At 66.9% G+C, this 15629-nt stretch carries 16 protein-coding genes; 3 read left to right on the forward strand and 13 right to left on the reverse strand.

All coding sequences use genetic code 11. The annotated features are described in order from the left end of the window. Positions 1–131: 131 nt before the first annotated feature. Together ACFOOQ_RS10000 and ACFOOQ_RS10005 are read right to left on the reverse strand one after the other, a co-directional pair. Entirely contained in the window at positions 132–644 is a 513-nt protein-coding gene (locus ACFOOQ_RS10000) for a TRAP transporter small permease (RefSeq protein ID WP_379725425.1), read from the reverse strand. Positions 645–724: 80 nt separating this feature from the next. Then, complete coding sequence (locus ACFOOQ_RS10005; RefSeq protein WP_379725428.1) at positions 725–1702, reverse strand: TRAP transporter substrate-binding protein; 978 nt, start codon at positions 1700–1702, stop codon at positions 725–727. Between the two features lie 316 nt (positions 1703–2018). On the opposite strand from ACFOOQ_RS10005, the gene ACFOOQ_RS10010 reads away from it, so the two are divergent. Beyond that, a complete protein-coding gene (locus tag ACFOOQ_RS10010; RefSeq protein ID WP_379725431.1) occupies positions 2019–3446 on the forward strand; it encodes an MFS transporter in 1428 nt (475 codons plus the stop codon). 33 nt (positions 3447–3479) lie between these two features. Here the strand turns inward: ACFOOQ_RS10010 and ACFOOQ_RS10015 are convergent, their stop codons facing one another. Then, the gene (locus ACFOOQ_RS10015) at positions 3480–4727 is read right to left on the reverse strand and encodes a class I SAM-dependent methyltransferase (RefSeq protein WP_379725434.1); all 1248 of its coding nucleotides are present in this window, start codon (positions 4725–4727) and stop codon (positions 3480–3482) included. Between the two features lie 126 nt (positions 4728–4853). Between ACFOOQ_RS10015 and ACFOOQ_RS10020 the strand changes: the two genes are divergently transcribed. Then, complete coding sequence (locus tag ACFOOQ_RS10020) at positions 4854–5534, forward strand: hypothetical protein (protein WP_379725437.1); 681 nt, start codon at positions 4854–4856, stop codon at positions 5532–5534. A 16-nt stretch (positions 5535–5550) separates the two neighbouring features. On the opposite strand, the gene ACFOOQ_RS10025 is transcribed toward ACFOOQ_RS10020, so the two are convergent. From ACFOOQ_RS10025 to purH, 3 genes are read right to left on the reverse strand one after another with little or no spacing between them, the layout of a single operon-like run. Beyond that, positions 5551–6567 (reverse strand): hypothetical protein, encoded by a 1017-nt coding sequence (locus ACFOOQ_RS10025; protein WP_379725440.1) that lies wholly within the window; start codon positions 6565–6567, stop codon positions 5551–5553. A 46-nt stretch (positions 6568–6613) separates the two neighbouring features. Further along, positions 6614–7261 carry a glutathione S-transferase family protein gene (locus ACFOOQ_RS10030; RefSeq protein WP_379725443.1) on the reverse strand — a complete coding sequence of 216 codons (648 nt, stop codon included), beginning with the start codon at positions 7259–7261 and terminating at the stop codon, positions 6614–6616. A 22-nt stretch (positions 7262–7283) separates the two neighbouring features. Beyond that, a complete protein-coding gene (gene purH / locus ACFOOQ_RS10035) occupies positions 7284–8885 on the reverse strand; it encodes a bifunctional phosphoribosylaminoimidazolecarboxamide formyltransferase/IMP cyclohydrolase (RefSeq protein WP_379725446.1) in 1602 nt (533 codons plus the stop codon). Positions 8886–9053: 168 nt separating this feature from the next. On the opposite strand from purH, the gene ACFOOQ_RS10040 reads away from it, so the two are divergent. Continuing rightward, a complete protein-coding gene (locus tag ACFOOQ_RS10040) occupies positions 9054–10007 on the forward strand; it encodes an acetyl-CoA carboxylase carboxyltransferase subunit alpha (RefSeq protein WP_379725449.1) in 954 nt (317 codons plus the stop codon). Between the two features lie 347 nt (positions 10008–10354). Here ACFOOQ_RS10040 and ACFOOQ_RS10045 read toward each other — a convergent pair whose 3' ends face one another. The 7 genes from ACFOOQ_RS10045 to ACFOOQ_RS10075 all read right to left on the reverse strand — a co-directional run bounded on the left by ACFOOQ_RS10045 (position 10355) and on the right by ACFOOQ_RS10075 (position 15565). Next, entirely contained in the window at positions 10355–10642 is a 288-nt protein-coding gene (locus ACFOOQ_RS10045; RefSeq protein WP_379725452.1) for an encapsulin-associated ferritin-like protein, read from the reverse strand. Positions 10643–10800: 158 nt separating this feature from the next. Further along, positions 10801–11415, reverse strand: coding sequence for an alpha/beta fold hydrolase (locus tag ACFOOQ_RS10050; RefSeq protein ID WP_379725455.1), 615 nt, complete (start codon positions 11413–11415; stop codon positions 10801–10803). Then, positions 11412–12338 (reverse strand): pseudouridine-5'-phosphate glycosidase, encoded by a 927-nt coding sequence (locus ACFOOQ_RS10055; protein ID WP_379725458.1) that lies wholly within the window; start codon positions 12336–12338, stop codon positions 11412–11414. The genes ACFOOQ_RS10050 and ACFOOQ_RS10055 overlap by 4 nt, the downstream gene beginning before the upstream one ends. A gap of 53 nt (positions 12339–12391) precedes the next feature. Continuing rightward, positions 12392–13057 (reverse strand): HD-GYP domain-containing protein, encoded by a 666-nt coding sequence (locus tag ACFOOQ_RS10060; protein WP_379725461.1) that lies wholly within the window; start codon positions 13055–13057, stop codon positions 12392–12394. A 222-nt stretch (positions 13058–13279) separates the two neighbouring features. Further along, positions 13280–13735: a MaoC family dehydratase gene (locus ACFOOQ_RS10065; RefSeq protein ID WP_379725464.1), complete on the reverse strand. Its 456-nt coding sequence runs from the start codon at positions 13733–13735 to the stop codon at positions 13280–13282. A gap of 11 nt (positions 13736–13746) precedes the next feature. Next, positions 13747–14934 (reverse strand): epoxide hydrolase family protein, encoded by a 1188-nt coding sequence (locus ACFOOQ_RS10070; RefSeq protein WP_379725467.1) that lies wholly within the window; start codon positions 14932–14934, stop codon positions 13747–13749. A 1-nt stretch (position 14935) separates the two neighbouring features. Then, the gene (locus tag ACFOOQ_RS10075; RefSeq protein WP_379725470.1) at positions 14936–15565 is read right to left on the reverse strand and encodes a LysE family translocator; all 630 of its coding nucleotides are present in this window, start codon (positions 15563–15565) and stop codon (positions 14936–14938) included. Positions 15566–15629 lie beyond the last annotated feature (64 nt).

Raw genomic sequence — 15629 nt, forward strand, 5'->3', positions numbered from 1 at the left:
GGCGCGTGGTGAACAGCGCCATGGCGATCCAGCCGCAGCTGAGCAGCCCGAGACCGATCCACAGCCCCGCCGCAAACAGCGCAAACAGCGCGAGGATCAGGAAAAGAGCAATGACGACCTGATCCATGGCGTTATTCCGTGTGGGCGATTTCGCTGCTGTCGCTGCCTGGCACCTTGCCGCGCAGCACCAGCACGAATTCCTCGATGAAGGCGATGCAGAACACCACGGTGCCGAGCGCCATGCCGATCTGGGGAATCCACATCGGTGTCGCATCGTTGGCCGACGAGATGTCATGGAACTTGTACGACCACCAGGCCATCTTCACGCTGTAGAAAGCAAAGGCGCCCGAGGCGAGGATCGCCAGCACCAGGCAGAAAATCTCGAAGCCGCGGCGCGGCGTGCCGGAGAAGCGGCTGATGATCAGGGTGACGCGGATATGGTCGCCGCGCACGAAGGTGCCGGCCAGCGCCAGGAAGGACGCGGCGGCCATGCAGTAGCCGGAATAGGCATCGAGGCCGCGCAGATAGAAGCCGAACTGCCGGCCGGCGATGCTGACCAGGATGGTGACCAGCAGGGCGATCATGAACAGGCCGGCCAGCCAGAGGCAGGCGCGATAGAGCGGAGCAAGCGGCGAAGAGGGCATCGAAAATCCGGACGCGACGGCGGAAAGCGGCGGAGCAGAAACGATCCGGGCGGGCTCTGGGAGAGCCCGCCCGGGGGAACTTACATTTTCTTGTAGGCGTCGACGATGGCCTGACCGTCGGCGCCGGTCTTCTTGACCCATTCGTCGATCATGGTGGCGCCGACCTTCTGCAGGCCCGCCTTCAGTTCCGGGCTCGGCGGCTGCACCTTCATGCCACCCTTGACCAGGGCGGCCTTGGCCTCCTCGGTCTCGACCTTCGAGGCCTCCCAGCCGCGCTTTTCGGCGGCGGCGGCGGCATCGGTCAGCGCCTTCTGGGTGGCGGCGTCGAGCTTCTTGAAGGCATCGGTGTTGAGCAGCACGAGGTTCTTCGGCAGCCAGGCCTGGGTGTCATAGAAATACTTCAGGCTTTCCCAGACCTTGCTGTCGCGGCCGGTCGATCCCGAAGTCATGAAGGTGGTGACCACGCCGGTCGCCAGCGCCTGCGCCAGTTCGGCGGCCTGGATGGTCACCGGCTGGGCGCCGACCAGTTCGGCGATCCGCGAGGTGGCCGGGCTGTAGGCGCGCCATTTGCTGCCCTTCAGATCCTCGATCTTGTTGACCTCGGTCTTGGAGTAGATGCCCTGCGGCGGCCACGGCACGGCATAGAGCTCCATCATGCCCTGCTCGGCCAGCTTCTTGTCGATCACCGGCTTCTGCGCCTTCCACAGCTTGGCGGCATCATCGAAGCTGGTCGCCAGGAACGGCACGCCATCGGCGCCGAACACCGGAATCTCGTTCTCGACATTGACCATCAGCACTTCGCCGAGCTGCACCTGGCCGGTCTGCACGGCGCGCTTGATCTCGGGTGCCTTGAACAGCGAAGCGCCGGGATGCACGGTGATGTCGAGCTTGCCGCCGGACAGCTTCTTCACGTCCTCGGCGAACTGCATCAGGTTCTTGGAATGGAAATTGGACGCCGGATAGGCGCCGGGCAGGTCCCACTTGGTCTGGGCCTGTGCGCCGAGACCGACCAAAGCGGTACCCAGCACGGCTGCGGAAAGCCACGTCTTCAAAGACATTTGTCAGATCTCCCCATTGAGACAGGCGCCTGCCACCACACCGGCACACGCGCACTGAAATTAGTTTGTCATCGTATAATGCGCTTTGGCAAGACGAACCCGCACAGAAAGCAGCCTGCCGACAAAAGCGGCAGTGCTGCCTCTCAAGTGGTCAGAATGCGACCTATCGACAGCGCCATCTGTCATGATGCGGTCATCGCGGCTGGCTAGAGCAAGGTCCGGAACAATTGGGCGGCGCCGCCGAACCGGCTAGGATGGCGGGGGAAACGGCGGGACGCGCCGGAACGGTCGCGACAGAACGGGGCGCGGGACGGACATGGTGGCTGCAGTTGCGAAGGACGACGCCGAGCGTCCCGCCGGGAGTCCGGCATCGCCCACAGGGCCGCAGGCGCCGGCATCATGGCGTGCGCGGGTTTCCTGGGCCTTCTTCGACTGGGCCAACCAGCCGTATTTCACCGTCATCACCACCTTCATCTTCGCACCCTACTTCACCGCCAGGGTGATCGGCGATTCGATCGAAGGCCAGTCGCTGTGGGGTTTCGTGCAGGCCTTCTCGGCCGTGCTGGTGGCGCTCGGTGCGCCGTTTCTCGGCGCCATCGCCGATGCCGGCGGCCGCCGCAAGCCGTGGCTGCTGGGCTTCCAGGCAATGCTGGCCTTCGGCTGTGGCCTGCTGTGGCTGGCGCAGCCGGGCCAGCCGCAGCTGCTGCCGCTGGTGATCGTCGGTCTCGTGCTGGCCAATGTTGCCGCCGAATATTCCATCACCTTCAACAACGCACTGCTGCCGGGACTGGAAACGCCGCAGAAGGTCGGCTGGCTCAGCGGGCTCGGCTGGGGCATGGGCTATCTCGGCGGCCTGATCGCGCTGTTCGGCGTGCTGATCGTCTCGCAGCCGGAGCTGATCGGCATTACGCCGCCGCCGGGCCAGGCCCTGCTCGGCCTGCAGCGCGCGAGTTTCGAGGCCGAACGCATCATCGGCCCGGCCACGGCGCTGTGGCTCGCGGTCTTCGTGGTGCCGATGTTCCTGTTCACGCCCGACCGGCCCGGCAGCGGCCGGCCCTTCACCGAAGTGGCCCGCGAAGGCTTCCGGCGCGTCATCGGCACCATCCGTCACATGCGGCAGTACGGCAATCTGCTGCGCTTCCTGATCGCCTTCATGATCTATTACGACGGCCTGGTGGCGGTGATCGGCTTCGGCGGCATCTACGCCGCCGGCATTTTCGGCTGGGGCACCACCGAGCTTGGCATTTTCGGCATCCTGCTCAATGTGATCGCGATCCCCGCGGTGATCGCCGGCGGCTGGCTTGACGACCGCTTCGGCTCCAAGCGCGCCGTGCAGTTCGCCATCGTCGCCGTGGCGCTCGGCACGCTCGGCATCCTGTCGATCACGGCCGACAGCATCTTTTTCGGCATGGCGGTGGCGCCGCGGCAGCCCGGCGCCAGCCTGTTCAGCGCGGCCGGCGAGCGGCTGTTCTTCGTCTCGGCGGCCCTGCTCGGCCTCGGCATGGGGCCGATGCAGGCGGCCAGCCGCACCCTGGTGGCGCGGCTCAGCCCACCCGACATGGTCGGCGAATTCTACGGCATCTTCTCGCTGTCGGGCCGCGCGACCACCTTCCTGGCGCCGCTGCTGATCGGCATCGCCACCGCGGTCTTTCACACCCAGCGGATCGCCGCCGCCATCGTGCTGGCCTTCCTCGCCATCGGCTTCGTGCTGCTGTGGAAGGTGCGCGAGCCCGGCCATACCTGAAAAAAGCCCCGGTTCTCACCGGGGCTTTTGTCGTCAGGCCGTCTTGGCAAACGGCCGGGCCGGTTTCTCGATGCCGGCCAGCCGCTGTTCCTCTTCCAGCATGTAGTCGCGGGTGATCGGCAGGGTGCCGATCTGCTTGGTCAGCTGGGCCTGGAACACCATGTGGCCCCAGTGCCGGAAGGTGACTTCCGAGGCGGCCAGATAGAATTCCCACATGCGGCAGAAGCGCTCGTCATACAGCGTCCTCGCCTTGTCCCACTGGGCGAGGAAGCGCATCCGCCAGTGCTTCAGCGTCTCGGCATAATGCAGGCGCAGGATCTCGATGTCCGTCGTCCACAGCCCGCTGCGCTCGATGGTCGGCATCACCTCCGACAGGGCGGGGATATAGCCACCCGGGAAGATGTACTTGCGGATGAAGGACGGCGTGGTGCCGGGGCCTTCCGAGCGGCCGATCGAGTGGATCAGCGCCACGCCATCGTCTTTCAGCAGGCGATGCACGCCGTTGAAGTATGCGGCGTAATGCGGCACGCCGACATGCTCGAACATGCCGACCGAGACGATGCGGTCGAACTGGCCGGCCAGCTTGCGATAGTCGCAGATCTCGAACGTCACGCGATCGGCAAGGCCGCGCTCCTCGGCGCGCCGCTTGGCGATGGCGTGCTGTTCGTGGCTCAGCGTGATGCCCAGCACCTCGACGCCGCAGGTCTCGGCGAGATAGAGCGCCAGCCCGCCCCAGCCGCAGCCGATTTCCAGCACCTTCATGCCGGGTTTCAGCCGCAGCTTGGCGGCGATATGCCGCTTCTTGGCCAGCTGCGCCTGTTCCAGCGTGGTATCCGGCGTCGGGAAATAGGCGCAGGAATACTGCTTGTCGGTATCGAGGAACAGGTCGTAGAGCCGGCCGTCGAGATCGTAATGGTGGCGCACCCGGCGCGAGGCGGCGGCTTCCGGATTGAACTGGTGCCACCAGCGCATCAGTTTCTCCCAGCCGCGCTGGGCTGCCTGGAACGGCAGCTCGCCCTGCGGTCCGAGATTGCGCACCACGGTCTCGAGGAAGTCATAGATGCTGCCCCGCTCCAGCACGAGGCGGCCGTCCATGAATGCCTCGCCGACGGCGAGCTTGGGGTTGAGGGCGATCCGCCATGGGGTCAGGGCCCCGTTCAGCCGCACCACAACCGTACTGTCATTCGCCGGCTCGCCGTAATGATATGACCGGCCTTTCGGGTCGATCAGGGTCAGCGAACCGAGTTTGACGACCCGTCTGAGGAGGTCATCGAGCAACATGCGAAATCTCCTTGGCAAAAAAAGAGATAGCGCCCCATCCGGATGTTATAGTGGCGCCCTCGGGGGGCGACGACAAGGGGGGATATTCGCGTGGCGGCTGCTGAAACTTTCGGTAGGCGGCGGAGGGTGTCCATTCTCGCGGTGCTGTTGCTGGCCGGGTGTCTGGCCGGTTGCATGGCCCATGGCGACCCCGAGGAGGCCCGCTTCGACCCGACGCTCTGGCGCAGCGACAGCGACTGGGACCGCGCCATGGCCCGGAGCGAGGCGGCGCTGGCGGCCGATCCGGCCAGCGGCGTGCTGCGCCGCAGCGGACGGCTCGAGCTCACCCTGCAGGACGGCCGGACGCTGGCGGTGGCCGAGGATCGCGCCTGCAAAACCCCGCCGCGCGACCTGTGGCACGACTGCCTGCGCAAATACGCGATCTGGCATTTCCCCCGGCGCGGCTTCTGGCTGCTGGCGGTGCGGCTCTATGCCGGCGAGGCCTATGCGCTGGTCGATACCCGCAGCGGCCGCGAGACCCGGATGATCGGGCCGCCGCATTTCGCACCCGACGGCCGCAGCCTGATCGCCGTCAATGCCGCGCCCAAGGGCGGCGATACGGTCAGCGGCATCGAGGTCTGGTCGCTGGCCGGCCCGGCGCCGGAACTGGTGTTTTATCGCGGCGCCCATCTGGAAGAGGGCTTCAGCTTCGTCGACTGGGCCGGCGACCGGATCGCGCGGCTGACCGTGCAGACCCACGAGCGGGCGCCGCGCGAGGCGACGCTGTATTTCGCCAACGGCCGCTGGCAGCTCAGCCGGCCCTACTGATCAGGATTTCGGCTGATCAGGCGCCGGTGCTGAGCGGCGCGGCGGCCGCAGCGGCGCCGAGCTGGCCCACGGTGTCGACGATCAGGTCGTATTTGACGGTGACCACCATCATCTCGCGGAACCAGTTGACCACATCGCCCCAGGGGTCGTTCACCTTGGCGAGTCCGGAGACGAAGGCCACCACGGTGCCGACCTCGATCTGGCCCCGGGCGGCAAACCAGCCGCCGACGCCCAGCGCCGCGGCGACGCCGAGGTGGTGCATCAGGTTCATCAGGAAGTTCATGCTAAACTTCAGCTTGTAGATGCCCATGTTGAGCGTGAAGACGGTATTGATGCGGGCGTCCTGCGCCGCGACCGGGAACGACGGGTCGTGGTTGCTGGTGATGATGCCGCCACTGACCTCGCGCAGCACCGTGATGCGGCTGCGGACGCGGCGGTTGATCGCCCGCTGGATCAGCGGCACGATCACCATCTGCGGCGAAAAGACGGCGATGCTGAGCAGGGCGATTTCCGGCTGCAGGTAGATCATGTAGCTGAAGACGGTGAGCAGGATACCGCCCTGCAGCAGCGGCTCCGACGTGCTGATGCCGACGAAGCCGCCGATCGGTTCGGCTTCCGACAGCACCATGGAAATCTCGACGCCCTCGGCCTCGGCGGCATGGCCGTTGGCAAGGCCGGGGATGATCAGGCCGTGGATGGTGCGGCGCAGGTGACGGACGGCAGTCTCGCTGACCCAGCTGCGATAGATGTTCAGCACCAGCTTCAGCGCGCCCTCGGCCAGCGCCACGCCGGCGTAACCGATCGCCAGCCACAGGATCGCCGTGGTGGCGCCACGATGCACGGCGTCGTTGACGATGCGGCGCTGGAATTCCAGCGGAGCGGCATTGAGCAGGAAGACCGCGACCGAGAGAACCGCCAGCAGCAGCTGATGATGGCCGGTGTAGCGCCAGATATAACCAAACAGGGTTCCCGGCAGCGCCGCCGCCGGACCAGGCTGCGGTGCCTGCGGATCTGGAATGCCGATGGCGGCCACGGTCCTGCCCCTCTCCCCTCACATCAGGGCGGGGCGGCGCGCCCGCTCAGTCCTGCGGCCAGTTGTCGGCCCAGACGATGCCCTGCTTGTCCATCATACGCCGGAAGGCCGGCCGGACATAGGTGGCCGCGACGACCCGGCGGATATTCGGCCAGCACCACATCGGCCGCGGCATGCCGCGGCTCCAGCGCGCCAGCATGGCCAGCCAGATGTCGCACAGCGTGAACTGCTCGCCGGCCATCCAGGCCTGCCCGCCGATGCCGTCGTCGATCACCTGGAAGGCGCGGTAGAGTTCCTGTTCGGACGCCGCCTTCAGCGCCGCCTGGCGCTCCGGCTCGGCGAAGGTCCAGTCGGGGTGGAACCAGCCCATATAGGCGGCCTGCACGGTGTTGGTCATGTAGGTCAGCCACTGATAATAGCGGCCGCGCGCCTCGGTGCCGACCGGCGGGGCCAGATTGGCCTCCGGGTGCCTGTCGGCCAGATACTGGCAGATCGCCGCTGTCTCGAAGATGACGAAATCGCCGTCGACCAGGGTCGGGATGCGGCCGTTCGGGTTGAGCGTCTTGTAATCGGCCTGCTGGTGCTGCTTGGCTGCGACGTCGATCCGCACCAGCTCGTAAGCGACGCCGATTTCCTCCAGCACGGCCTGCGGCGCCATCGCCGCGGAGCCCGGGGACCAGAACAGCTTGTACATGGCGGTGCGCTCCCTCGTGGACTCAGTGGCGGAAATGGCGCATGCCGGTGAACACCATGGCGAGACCGGCCTTGTCGGCGGCATCGATGACTTCCTGGTCGCGGATCGAGCCGCCGGGCTGGATCACCGCGGTAGCGCCGGCCTCGACCAGCACCTCGAGCCCGTCGGCGAACGGGAAGAAGGCGTCGGATGCCGCGACCGAACCCTTGGTCAGGGCGTCGGGCAGGCCGGCAGCCTTGGCGGCATCCTGCGCCTTGCGATAGGCGATGCGGGCCGAATCGACCCGGCTCATCTGGCCGGCGCCGATGCCGACCGTGGCGCCGTTCTTGGTGAAGACGATGGTGTTCGATTTCACATGCTTGGCCACGCGGAAGGCGAACAGCATGTCGGCCAGCTCTTGCGGCGATGGGGCGCGTTTGGTGACGACCTTCAGTTCGGCCTCGGTGACCCGACCGGCATCGCGGGTCTGCACCAGGAAGCCGCCGGCGACCGACTTGACGAACCAGCCCGGGCTGAGCGGATCGGCCATGCCGCCGGTCAGCAGCAGGCGCAGATTCCGCCTTGCCGCCAGCAGTGTCTTGGCATCCTCGTCGGCGTCGGGGGCGACGATCACCTCGGTGAAGATGGCGCCGATCTTCTCGGCGGTCGCTTTGTCGAGTTTGCGGTTCATGGCGACGATGCCGCCATAGGCCGAGGTGCTGTCGCAGCGCAGGGCGGCGTCCCAGGCCGCCGCAAGGCTGTCGGCCATCGCCACGCCGCAGGGGTTCGCGTGCTTGATGATGGCGATGGTCGGCTTGTCGGAGAATTCGGAGGCCAGCTCGAAGGCCGCATCGGTGTCGTTGAGATTATTGTAGCTGAGTTCCTTGCCCTGCAGCTGCTGCGCCGTGGCGACGCCCGGCCGCTGTTCGCCGGTCACGTAGAAGGCCGCCTGCTGGTGCGGGTTCTCGCCGTAACGCAAAGTCTGCTTGCGCTCGGCCGACAGCAGCAGGGTGGGCGGGAAGCTCTCGCCGTTCTGGCGCGCGAACCAGGTGGCAATCATCGAATCATAGGCGCCGGTATGGGCATAGGCCTTGGCGGCCAGTTCACGCCGCAGCCCGAGCGGCGTTGCGCCATTGTTGGCCTTCAGCGCATCAATGATCTTCGCGTAATCGGCGACATCGACCACCACGTTGACATAGCCGTGGTTCTTCGCCGCCGAGCGGATCATCGCCGGGCCGCCGATGTCGATATTCTCGATGCAGGTGGCGAAATCGGCGCCCTTGGCCACGGTGGCGGCAAACGGATAGAGGTTCACGACGACAAGGTCGATCGGCGGGATGCCGTGCCTGTCCATCGCCGCCTTGTGCTCGGGCTCGTCGCGGAGCGCCAGGATGCCGCCGTGGATGGTCGGATGCAGGGTCTTGACCCGGCCGTCCATCATCTCGGGGAAGCCGGTATGCTCGGCGACCTCCTTCACCGCGATGCCGGCATCCTTCAGGGCCTTGAAGGTGCCGCCGGTGGACAGGATCTCGATGCCGAAGCCGCTGAGCGCCTTGCCGAAGTCCACCAGGCCGGTCTTGTCGGAAACGGACAGCAGGGCGCGCCCAACTTTTACAAGATCGGCAGGGACAAGATCGGTCGACATGGCGGGGCCTCGGCAGGCTGGACGGGGAGAAGAAAGAGAGATGGCGGCGCGGTCATAGCATGCCGGGCGGGCCGGTGAAAGCCGGTCGAAAAATCCCGGAAAACCGGGCCTGCGTCAACGGGTTAGGGGGTTTGTGCGGCGTCGCGATCCGTGCTACACGAGGCCCCCATGCACGCCTATCTGGAATTCGAGAAGCCCATCGCCGAACTCGAGGCGAAGATCGCCGAGCTGAAGCAGCTGGCGGCCGACGGCAGCACAGACATCACCGACGAACTGGAGCGGCTGGAAGCCAAGGCCGAACAGCAGCTGCGGCAAACCTATGCCAAGCTGGGCGCCTGGCAGAAGACCCAGGTCGCCCGCCATCAGGACCGGCCGCATTTCGCCGATTATGTCGCCGCGCTGATCGAGGATTACACCCCGCTGGCCGGCGACCGCGCCTATGCCGAGGATGCCGCCATCGTGGGCGGGCTCGGCCGGTTCCGCGGCCGCGCCGTCATGGTGATGGGCCACGAGAAGGGCCGCGGCATCGACGGCCGCGTGAAACACAATTTCGGCATGGCCAAGCCCGAGGGCTATCGCAAGGCGATCCGCCTGATGCGGCTGGCCGAGCGCTTCCGCCTGCCGGTGGTCACCCTGGTCGATACCGCCGGCGCCTATCCCGGCGTGCAGGCGGAAGAACGCGGCCAGGCCGAGGCCATCGCGCGCGCCATCGACTGCTGCCTCGACCTGCGGGTGCCGCTGGTCTCGGCCATCGTCGGCGAGGGCGGCTCCGGCGGCGCGGTGGCGCTGGCGGCGGCCAACCGCGTGGTGATGTTCGAACATGCGGTCTATTCGGTGATCTCGCCGGAGGGCTGCGCGGCGATCCTGTGGGGCGACGGCGGCCGCGGCCCCGATGCGGCGGCGGCGTTGCGCATCACCGCCGAGGATCTCGTGAAGCTGAAGGTGGTCGACGAGGTGGTGAAGGAGCCGCTCGGCGGTGCCCATCGCGATCCCAAGACGGCGATGGCCGATCTCGGCGACGTGCTCGACCGCCATCTGCGCGACCTTGCCGGCCAGGAGCCGGGATCTTTGCGCGAATCGCGGCGCCGCAAGTTCATCGAAATGGGTAGCGTCGGGCTCTAGAGGCCCAGAACAGACGCATGGTTGGCCTGGGCGACGGCGGTCGACAAGGGCCGCCGACATGAACCGATGTCAGCGCGGTGGCTTGGATGGCGGCTTGTCTGTTCCGGCGTCCGTTCTGTTCGTCGCCGATTCCGGACGAGCGGGTGTTCCGAGATGAGCGCTCGTCCAGGGTGGGGTATCGCTGGCCGGAAAGGACCCGACGTCGGCCTCCTCAACCCGATCGCGGGCCGGTTCGGAGCCCTGTGTGGCCGCAGTATTTGCCGGTATCCGCTTATGCTTTTTAAGCATGATGCCCTCCGTTGCTGAATGAAAGACGATCCGGGCCATGTCCTGGCGGGGACTGCGTTCTAATCGTGGGCAATCGTTTTGTCGGTGAATAGATAATCCTTGAGTTCCTTGTCGAAGCTCGGATCCTTCCGGCGAATCCATTCCAGCAGCATCGCCGCATGTTCCTTTTCCTCGTCCCTGTTGTGGGCGAGGATGGCTTTAAGGCTTTTGTCGGTGCAGGCATCCGCACGTTGCTGATACCAGTCGATGGCTTCCAGTTCTTCAATGAGTGAAGCGATTGCCCGGTGCATGTTGCGCGAATCCCCGGACAATTCGCTGACGGGTTCGTGCAGGCCTTCAAGTGCCATGATGTTTCTTCCTTCCGCTCACTGCCTGGCGACATCCACCCGCTTTCGCAGGCCATTCCCGGCATTCTGGATATCTGTCGGGGCCGGCCTGGGCCTTGATGCATGTCAACGACCGGGCCGTTCTTCGCGGCGCAGGCAACGCCGGCCTGCACTGCGGTCTATATGCCGCCGATATGCGCCGTCACCAGCGGCGCGATTTCGGCGGCGCGTTCCTTTGCGAAATCGTGGTCGCCGCCGGCGATGATGTGCAGCCGCGCATGCGGCAGCAGCCGTTCGAGATGCCGGCCGACGCCGACCGGGCTGATCGCATCGGCGTCGCCCCACAGCAGCAGCGTGGCCTGCGCGATCCTGCCGATCTCCGCCGTATGGTCGGGCTTTTCCGTCTCGATCCAGCGTGCGGCAGCGGGGAAGGCGGCGCGATACGCCGGGCGCCAGTCGGCGGCGCCGAAGCGGCCCATGTCGAGGCCTCCCGAGCCGGCCGTCAGCACCAGCTTTGATATCCTGCCCGGAAACCGCAGCGCCAGCCTGAGCGCGACGATGGCGCCCATCGACTGCGCGACCACCACGGTGTCGCCTTCCGCCAGATGGCGCTCGGCCCAGGCGGTCAGGGCATCGAATCCGTCGAAGCCTTCGCGATGGCCCTCATGGCCGAGGCCCGGCCAGTTCAGGTAGGTCTTGGCCCAGTCTGCCGGCAACAGCGCGCCAAGCGGGTGCCAGAAGGGGGCAGCACCGCCGGCACCGGGAAGAAACAGCAGGTGCGGCGCGGTCGTCATGCCCGCGTCTGTGCCGCGTAGGCCACGGCGATCGCGGCCGCCAGCCGGGCGTTGTTCTGTACCAGTGCGATATTGGCGGCGAGGCTGCGGCCCTCGGTCAGCGCGGTGATGCGGGCCAGCAGGAAGGGCGTGACGTCCTTGCCGGCAATGCCATGCACTGCCGCCTCGGCCACGGCGGCGGCAATGCTGTGCTCGATGGCGTCGCCGTCCAGCGCGTCGGCCTGCGGGATCGGGTTGGCGATCAGGAGCCCGGTGCCGGAGCCGAGCTGCTCGTGCAGGCGGATGGCGGCGGCGAGGGCGACCGGATCGTCGAGCCGCTGCGGCGTCTTCGCGCCGGACGTGCGGGCATAGAACGCGGGGAAGTCATCGCTGCCGACGGCGATCACCGGCACGCGCTGGGTTTCCAGCACCTCCAGCGTCTTCGGAATGTCGAGGATCGATTTCGTGCCGGCGCAGACCACCGCGACAGGGGTGCGGCCGAGCTCGATCAGGTCGGCCGAGATGTCGAAGGTGTTTTCCGCGCCGCGATGCACGCCGCCGATGCCGCCGGTGGCGAAGATGCGGATGCCGGCCCGGGCCGCCAGCAGCATGGTGGCCGAAACCGTGGTGCCCGCCGTGGCGCCCTGCACGGCCAGCACGGCCAGGTCGCGGCCGGACGCCTTCGCCGCGCCGCGGTCGGCGGCAAAGGCTTCCAGCAAAGCCTCGCCGAGGCCGATATGGAATTGCCCGCCGACCAGCGCGATGGTGGCCGGCACCGCGCCGGCGTCACGCACGATGGCCTCGACGCTGCGTGCCATCGCCAGGTTGTCGGGATACGGCATGCCATGGGTGATGATGGTCGATTCCAGCGCCACCACGGCGCGGCCGGCGGCGATGGCCTCGGCAACCTCGGGGGCGATGAGGAGCGGGGCGGCAGTGCTCATGACTGCGAATCCTAGCACAGGCATGGCGGCGTGGCACGCCGCCGACGGCAGGATCAGCGGCGTTGCATCGGGTCGCCGAGCGGCCAGTTGAGCAGGGCTTCGGGCACACGATAGATGTGGCGGACATCCTCGGCCCGCTTCATGAATGCGGCCAGTATCTCGGGATCGAAATGGCCCGGCTGGGTGCGATGGTCGCCTTCGGCGATGACGCGCACGGCCTCGTCGTGATCGGTGCCCTTCTTGTAGGGCCGGTCGGCCCGCAGCGCGTCGTAAACATCGGTCAGCGCGACGATGCGCGCGAAGAGCGGGATGTCCTCGCCGGCCAGGCCGCGCGGGTAGCCGCCGCCGTCGTGGCGTTCGTGATGGAACAGCGCCACCTCGGCAGCGCAATCGAGCCAGGGATGGCCGAGGCCGGACAGCAATTCATGGCCGCTGCTGGAATGGCGCTTCATCAGGCGTAGTTCGGCTTCCTCCAGCCGGCCGGGCTTGAACAGCACGGCATCGGGGATGGCGCATTTGCCGATGTCGTGCAGCAGGGAGCCCACCTTCAGTGCGCCGATCGCCTCGGTGTCGAGACCGAGCGCCTCGCCCAGCATCGCACTGCTATGCACCATGCGGCAGCCATGCTCGTAGGTGGCCGCATCCTTGGCATGGGCGGTGCGGGCAAGACCGCGGACAACCGGATAAATCTGCAAAAGCGACGAATCGGATACGGACATGACGGACGAATACGGACCTCCCGGCACGACGCCGGGCTTGGAGCTGCCGGATTATCCCTAGGCGGAGCAATCGGCAAGCCTGCACCGGCAAATTACAGGAGAATACCTGATGTTATCGAGTCACTATAAGTGGTGATTTCCCGTCGTCCAATCAGTTTTTAAAACCTCAGGAAGCATTAATTCAATATCATCCGCCTCCTGATGGTATATGGGATGCCGCCGTCAGCCCGGCCGCTTCTTCACCAGCTGGCTGCCGAAGAAGCTCATCACCGTCTCGCCCTTCTGGTTCTCGACCCAGTATTTCATCTTCACGATGCCGCGGTCGGGCTTGGACTGGCTCTCGCGTTTGCTCTCGATGCTGGCCTTGCCGTACAGCGTGTCGCCCGGCCGCACCGGCAGGTACCAGCGCAGCTCGTCGAGACCCGGCGAGCCCATGCTGCCTTTGCCGAGCAGGCCGGCCTGCAGCAGCATGCGGAAGCCGAGCAGGCCGGTGTGCCAGCCCGACGCGATCAGGCCCTGGTAGATCGAGGCTTCGGCCGCCGTCTTGTCGAGATGAAAGGGCTGCGGATCGTAGCGGAAGGCAAAATCGAGAATGTCGGATTCTGTAATACTCACGCCATCGGCGGTGATGATCTCGCCGGTGTCGTAGTCTTCGTAGTAACGCTCGCTCTTCGGCATCGTCCCGTCTCTCACAGGCTGTGTTTGCTGAAAAAATCCCGCAGGTCCTCGATGAAGGCCTGCGGCTGTTCCATCGCCACGAAATGCCCGCCCTGCGGCAGGTCGCGGCGCCGCACGACATTGTAGCCGCGTTCCAGCCAGCCGGCCGGCGGCGGCGGCACCAGGTCCCAGGGCGGCAGCAGGAAGCCGGTCGCCGGCGTGATGAAGTCGCCCGGCTGCAGCGCCAGGCCATGGGTCTCGGCGGCGGCGCGGTACAGCCAGGTCGCCGTCACCATGCTGCCGGTCAGCCAGTAGTACGCCACGTTGGCGATGATGTGGTCCATGGCGAAGGGCGGATCGCGCTCGGCCCGGCCGCGCGGGAAGCCGTGGAATTTCTCGACGATCCAGGCCGCCATGCCGGCCGGGCTGTCGGCCATGGCGAAACCGAGCGTCGATGGCTTGGTCGCCTGGATCGCGTGATAGCCGGACTCGGAGGCCTGCAGCTTTTTCACCCGCCGGATCCAGTCGGTCTCGGCGGCGCTGAGCGGCGGGCCATCCTTTGTCAGCGGCGGGCGCAGCGGCACCATGTTGAGATGCAGGGCCGCGACATGTGCGGGGAAATCGAGGCCGAGCCAGCTCGAGACGATCGAGCCCCAGTCGCCGGCCTGCACGAAAAAGCGGTCGATGCCGAGGCCGTCGACCATCAGGTCGCGCCACAGCCGGGCGATGGCGCGCGGCCCGATCGGGCGGTCCAGCGGCATCGAGAAACCATAGCCCGGCAGGCTCGGGCAGATCACCGTGAAGGCGTCTTCCGCCTTGCCGCCGAAGCGTTCGGGATGTGCCAGCGGCTCGATCACCTCGAGGAATTCGAACACCGAACCGGGCCAGCCATGGGTCAGCAGCAGCGGCCGGGGGGCCGGCCCCGAGCCGGGCTCGACCAGCACATGCACCATCTGCGTGCCGCCGCCGTCATCCGGTCGCTGCAGCGGCAGGCGGTATTGCGCGAAGGCATTCAGCCGGGCCTCCCAGCGCCGCCAGTCGAAACCCTTCTGCCAGCGCGCCACGAAGCGGCGCATGTAGTCGCCGTTGCTGCCGTACTGCCAGGCGGCACCGGCCGGCTCGGCCGGCCAGCGGGTCAGCGCCAGCCGCTGGCGCAGGTCGGCCAGCGCCGCATCGGGGATGGCGATGCTGAATTTTTCCGCCGTCGCGGCGAGGCGCATGTCAGGCCGCCCGCTTCAGCGTCGCAGTCAGCAGGCCGGCGCCGACCAGCATGGCGCCGCCGGCGCGGTTCATGGTTTTCAGCAGCCGCGGGCTGGCGACGGCGCCGCGGGCGCGGCCCATGGCGAGGATATAGCCGCCCTGGATCAGCGCCGCGAGGACGTCGAAGGTGATCATGAACACCAGCACCTGCGGCCACAGCGGGCGGGTGTGGTCGATGAACTGCGGCAGGAAGGCGGCGAAGAACAGGATGCCCTTCGGGTTCAGCAGGGTGACGAGGAAGGTCTGCATGATGGCGCGGCCGGCGCCGCCGCGCGACTGGACCAGCGGCTTCAGTTCGGCCGGCGCGCTGCGCCACAGCTTGATGCCGATCCACACGAGATAGGCGGCGCCGAGCCATTTCATCACCAGGAAGGCGGTGGCCGAGGCGGCCAGCAGCGCGCTGAAGCCGAGCACCGACAGCGTGATGGCGCAGACATCGCCGAGCGTGACGCCGATCAGGCTGAGCAGGCCGATGCGGGCGCCGCTCGCCATGGTATGGCCCATCACCATCAGCGTGGTCGGGCCGGGGATGGCGATCAGCAGGGCCGCCGCGGCGGCAAAGGCGAGCCAGATTTCAGGACTGACGGGCATGGCGATTCCTCCGGTATTTCCTGCCAGCCAGCCACAGGCCGGCGCGGCTTTGCAAGGCTTCCCA

The organism is Ferrovibrio xuzhouensis (genome assembly GCF_042648965.1).
In the GTDB taxonomy this organism is placed as follows: Bacteria; Pseudomonadota; Alphaproteobacteria; order Ferrovibrionales; family Ferrovibrionaceae; genus Ferrovibrio; species Ferrovibrio xuzhouensis.

Coding starts and splice junctions, on each gene's coding strand:
- ACFOOQ_RS10015 (WP_379725434.1), bottom strand. CDS start 4,727: ATGTTGCTCGATGACCTCCTCAGACGGGTCGTCAAACTCGGTTCGCTG.
- ACFOOQ_RS10030 (WP_379725443.1), bottom strand. CDS start 7,261: ATGTACAAGCTGTTCTGGTCCCCGGGCTCCGCGGCGATGGCGCCGCAG.
- ACFOOQ_RS10040 (WP_379725449.1), top strand. CDS start 9,054: ATGCACGCCTATCTGGAATTCGAGAAGCCCATCGCCGAACTCGAGGCG.
- ACFOOQ_RS10000 (WP_379725425.1), bottom strand. CDS start 644: ATGCCCTCTTCGCCGCTTGCTCCGCTCTATCGCGCCTGCCTCTGGCTG.
- ACFOOQ_RS10055 (WP_379725458.1), bottom strand. CDS start 12,338: ATGAGCACTGCCGCCCCGCTCCTCATCGCCCCCGAGGTTGCCGAGGCC.
- ACFOOQ_RS10075 (WP_379725470.1), bottom strand. CDS start 15,565: ATGCCCGTCAGTCCTGAAATCTGGCTCGCCTTTGCCGCCGCGGCGGCC.
- ACFOOQ_RS10060 (WP_379725461.1), bottom strand. CDS start 13,057: ATGTCCGTATCCGATTCGTCGCTTTTGCAGATTTATCCGGTTGTCCGC.
- ACFOOQ_RS10050 (WP_379725455.1), bottom strand. CDS start 11,415: ATGACGACCGCGCCGCACCTGCTGTTTCTTCCCGGTGCCGGCGGTGCT.
- ACFOOQ_RS10065 (WP_379725464.1), bottom strand. CDS start 13,735: ATGCCGAAGAGCGAGCGTTACTACGAAGACTACGACACCGGCGAGATC.
- ACFOOQ_RS10045 (WP_379725452.1), bottom strand. CDS start 10,642: ATGGCACTTGAAGGCCTGCACGAACCCGTCAGCGAATTGTCCGGGGAT.
- purH (WP_379725446.1), bottom strand. CDS start 8,885: ATGTCGACCGATCTTGTCCCTGCCGATCTTGTAAAAGTTGGGCGCGCC.
- ACFOOQ_RS10070 (WP_379725467.1), bottom strand. CDS start 14,934: ATGCGCCTCGCCGCGACGGCGGAAAAATTCAGCATCGCCATCCCCGAT.
- ACFOOQ_RS10005 (WP_379725428.1), bottom strand. CDS start 1,702: ATGTCTTTGAAGACGTGGCTTTCCGCAGCCGTGCTGGGTACCGCTTTG.
- ACFOOQ_RS10010 (WP_379725431.1), top strand. CDS start 2,019: ATGGTGGCTGCAGTTGCGAAGGACGACGCCGAGCGTCCCGCCGGGAGT.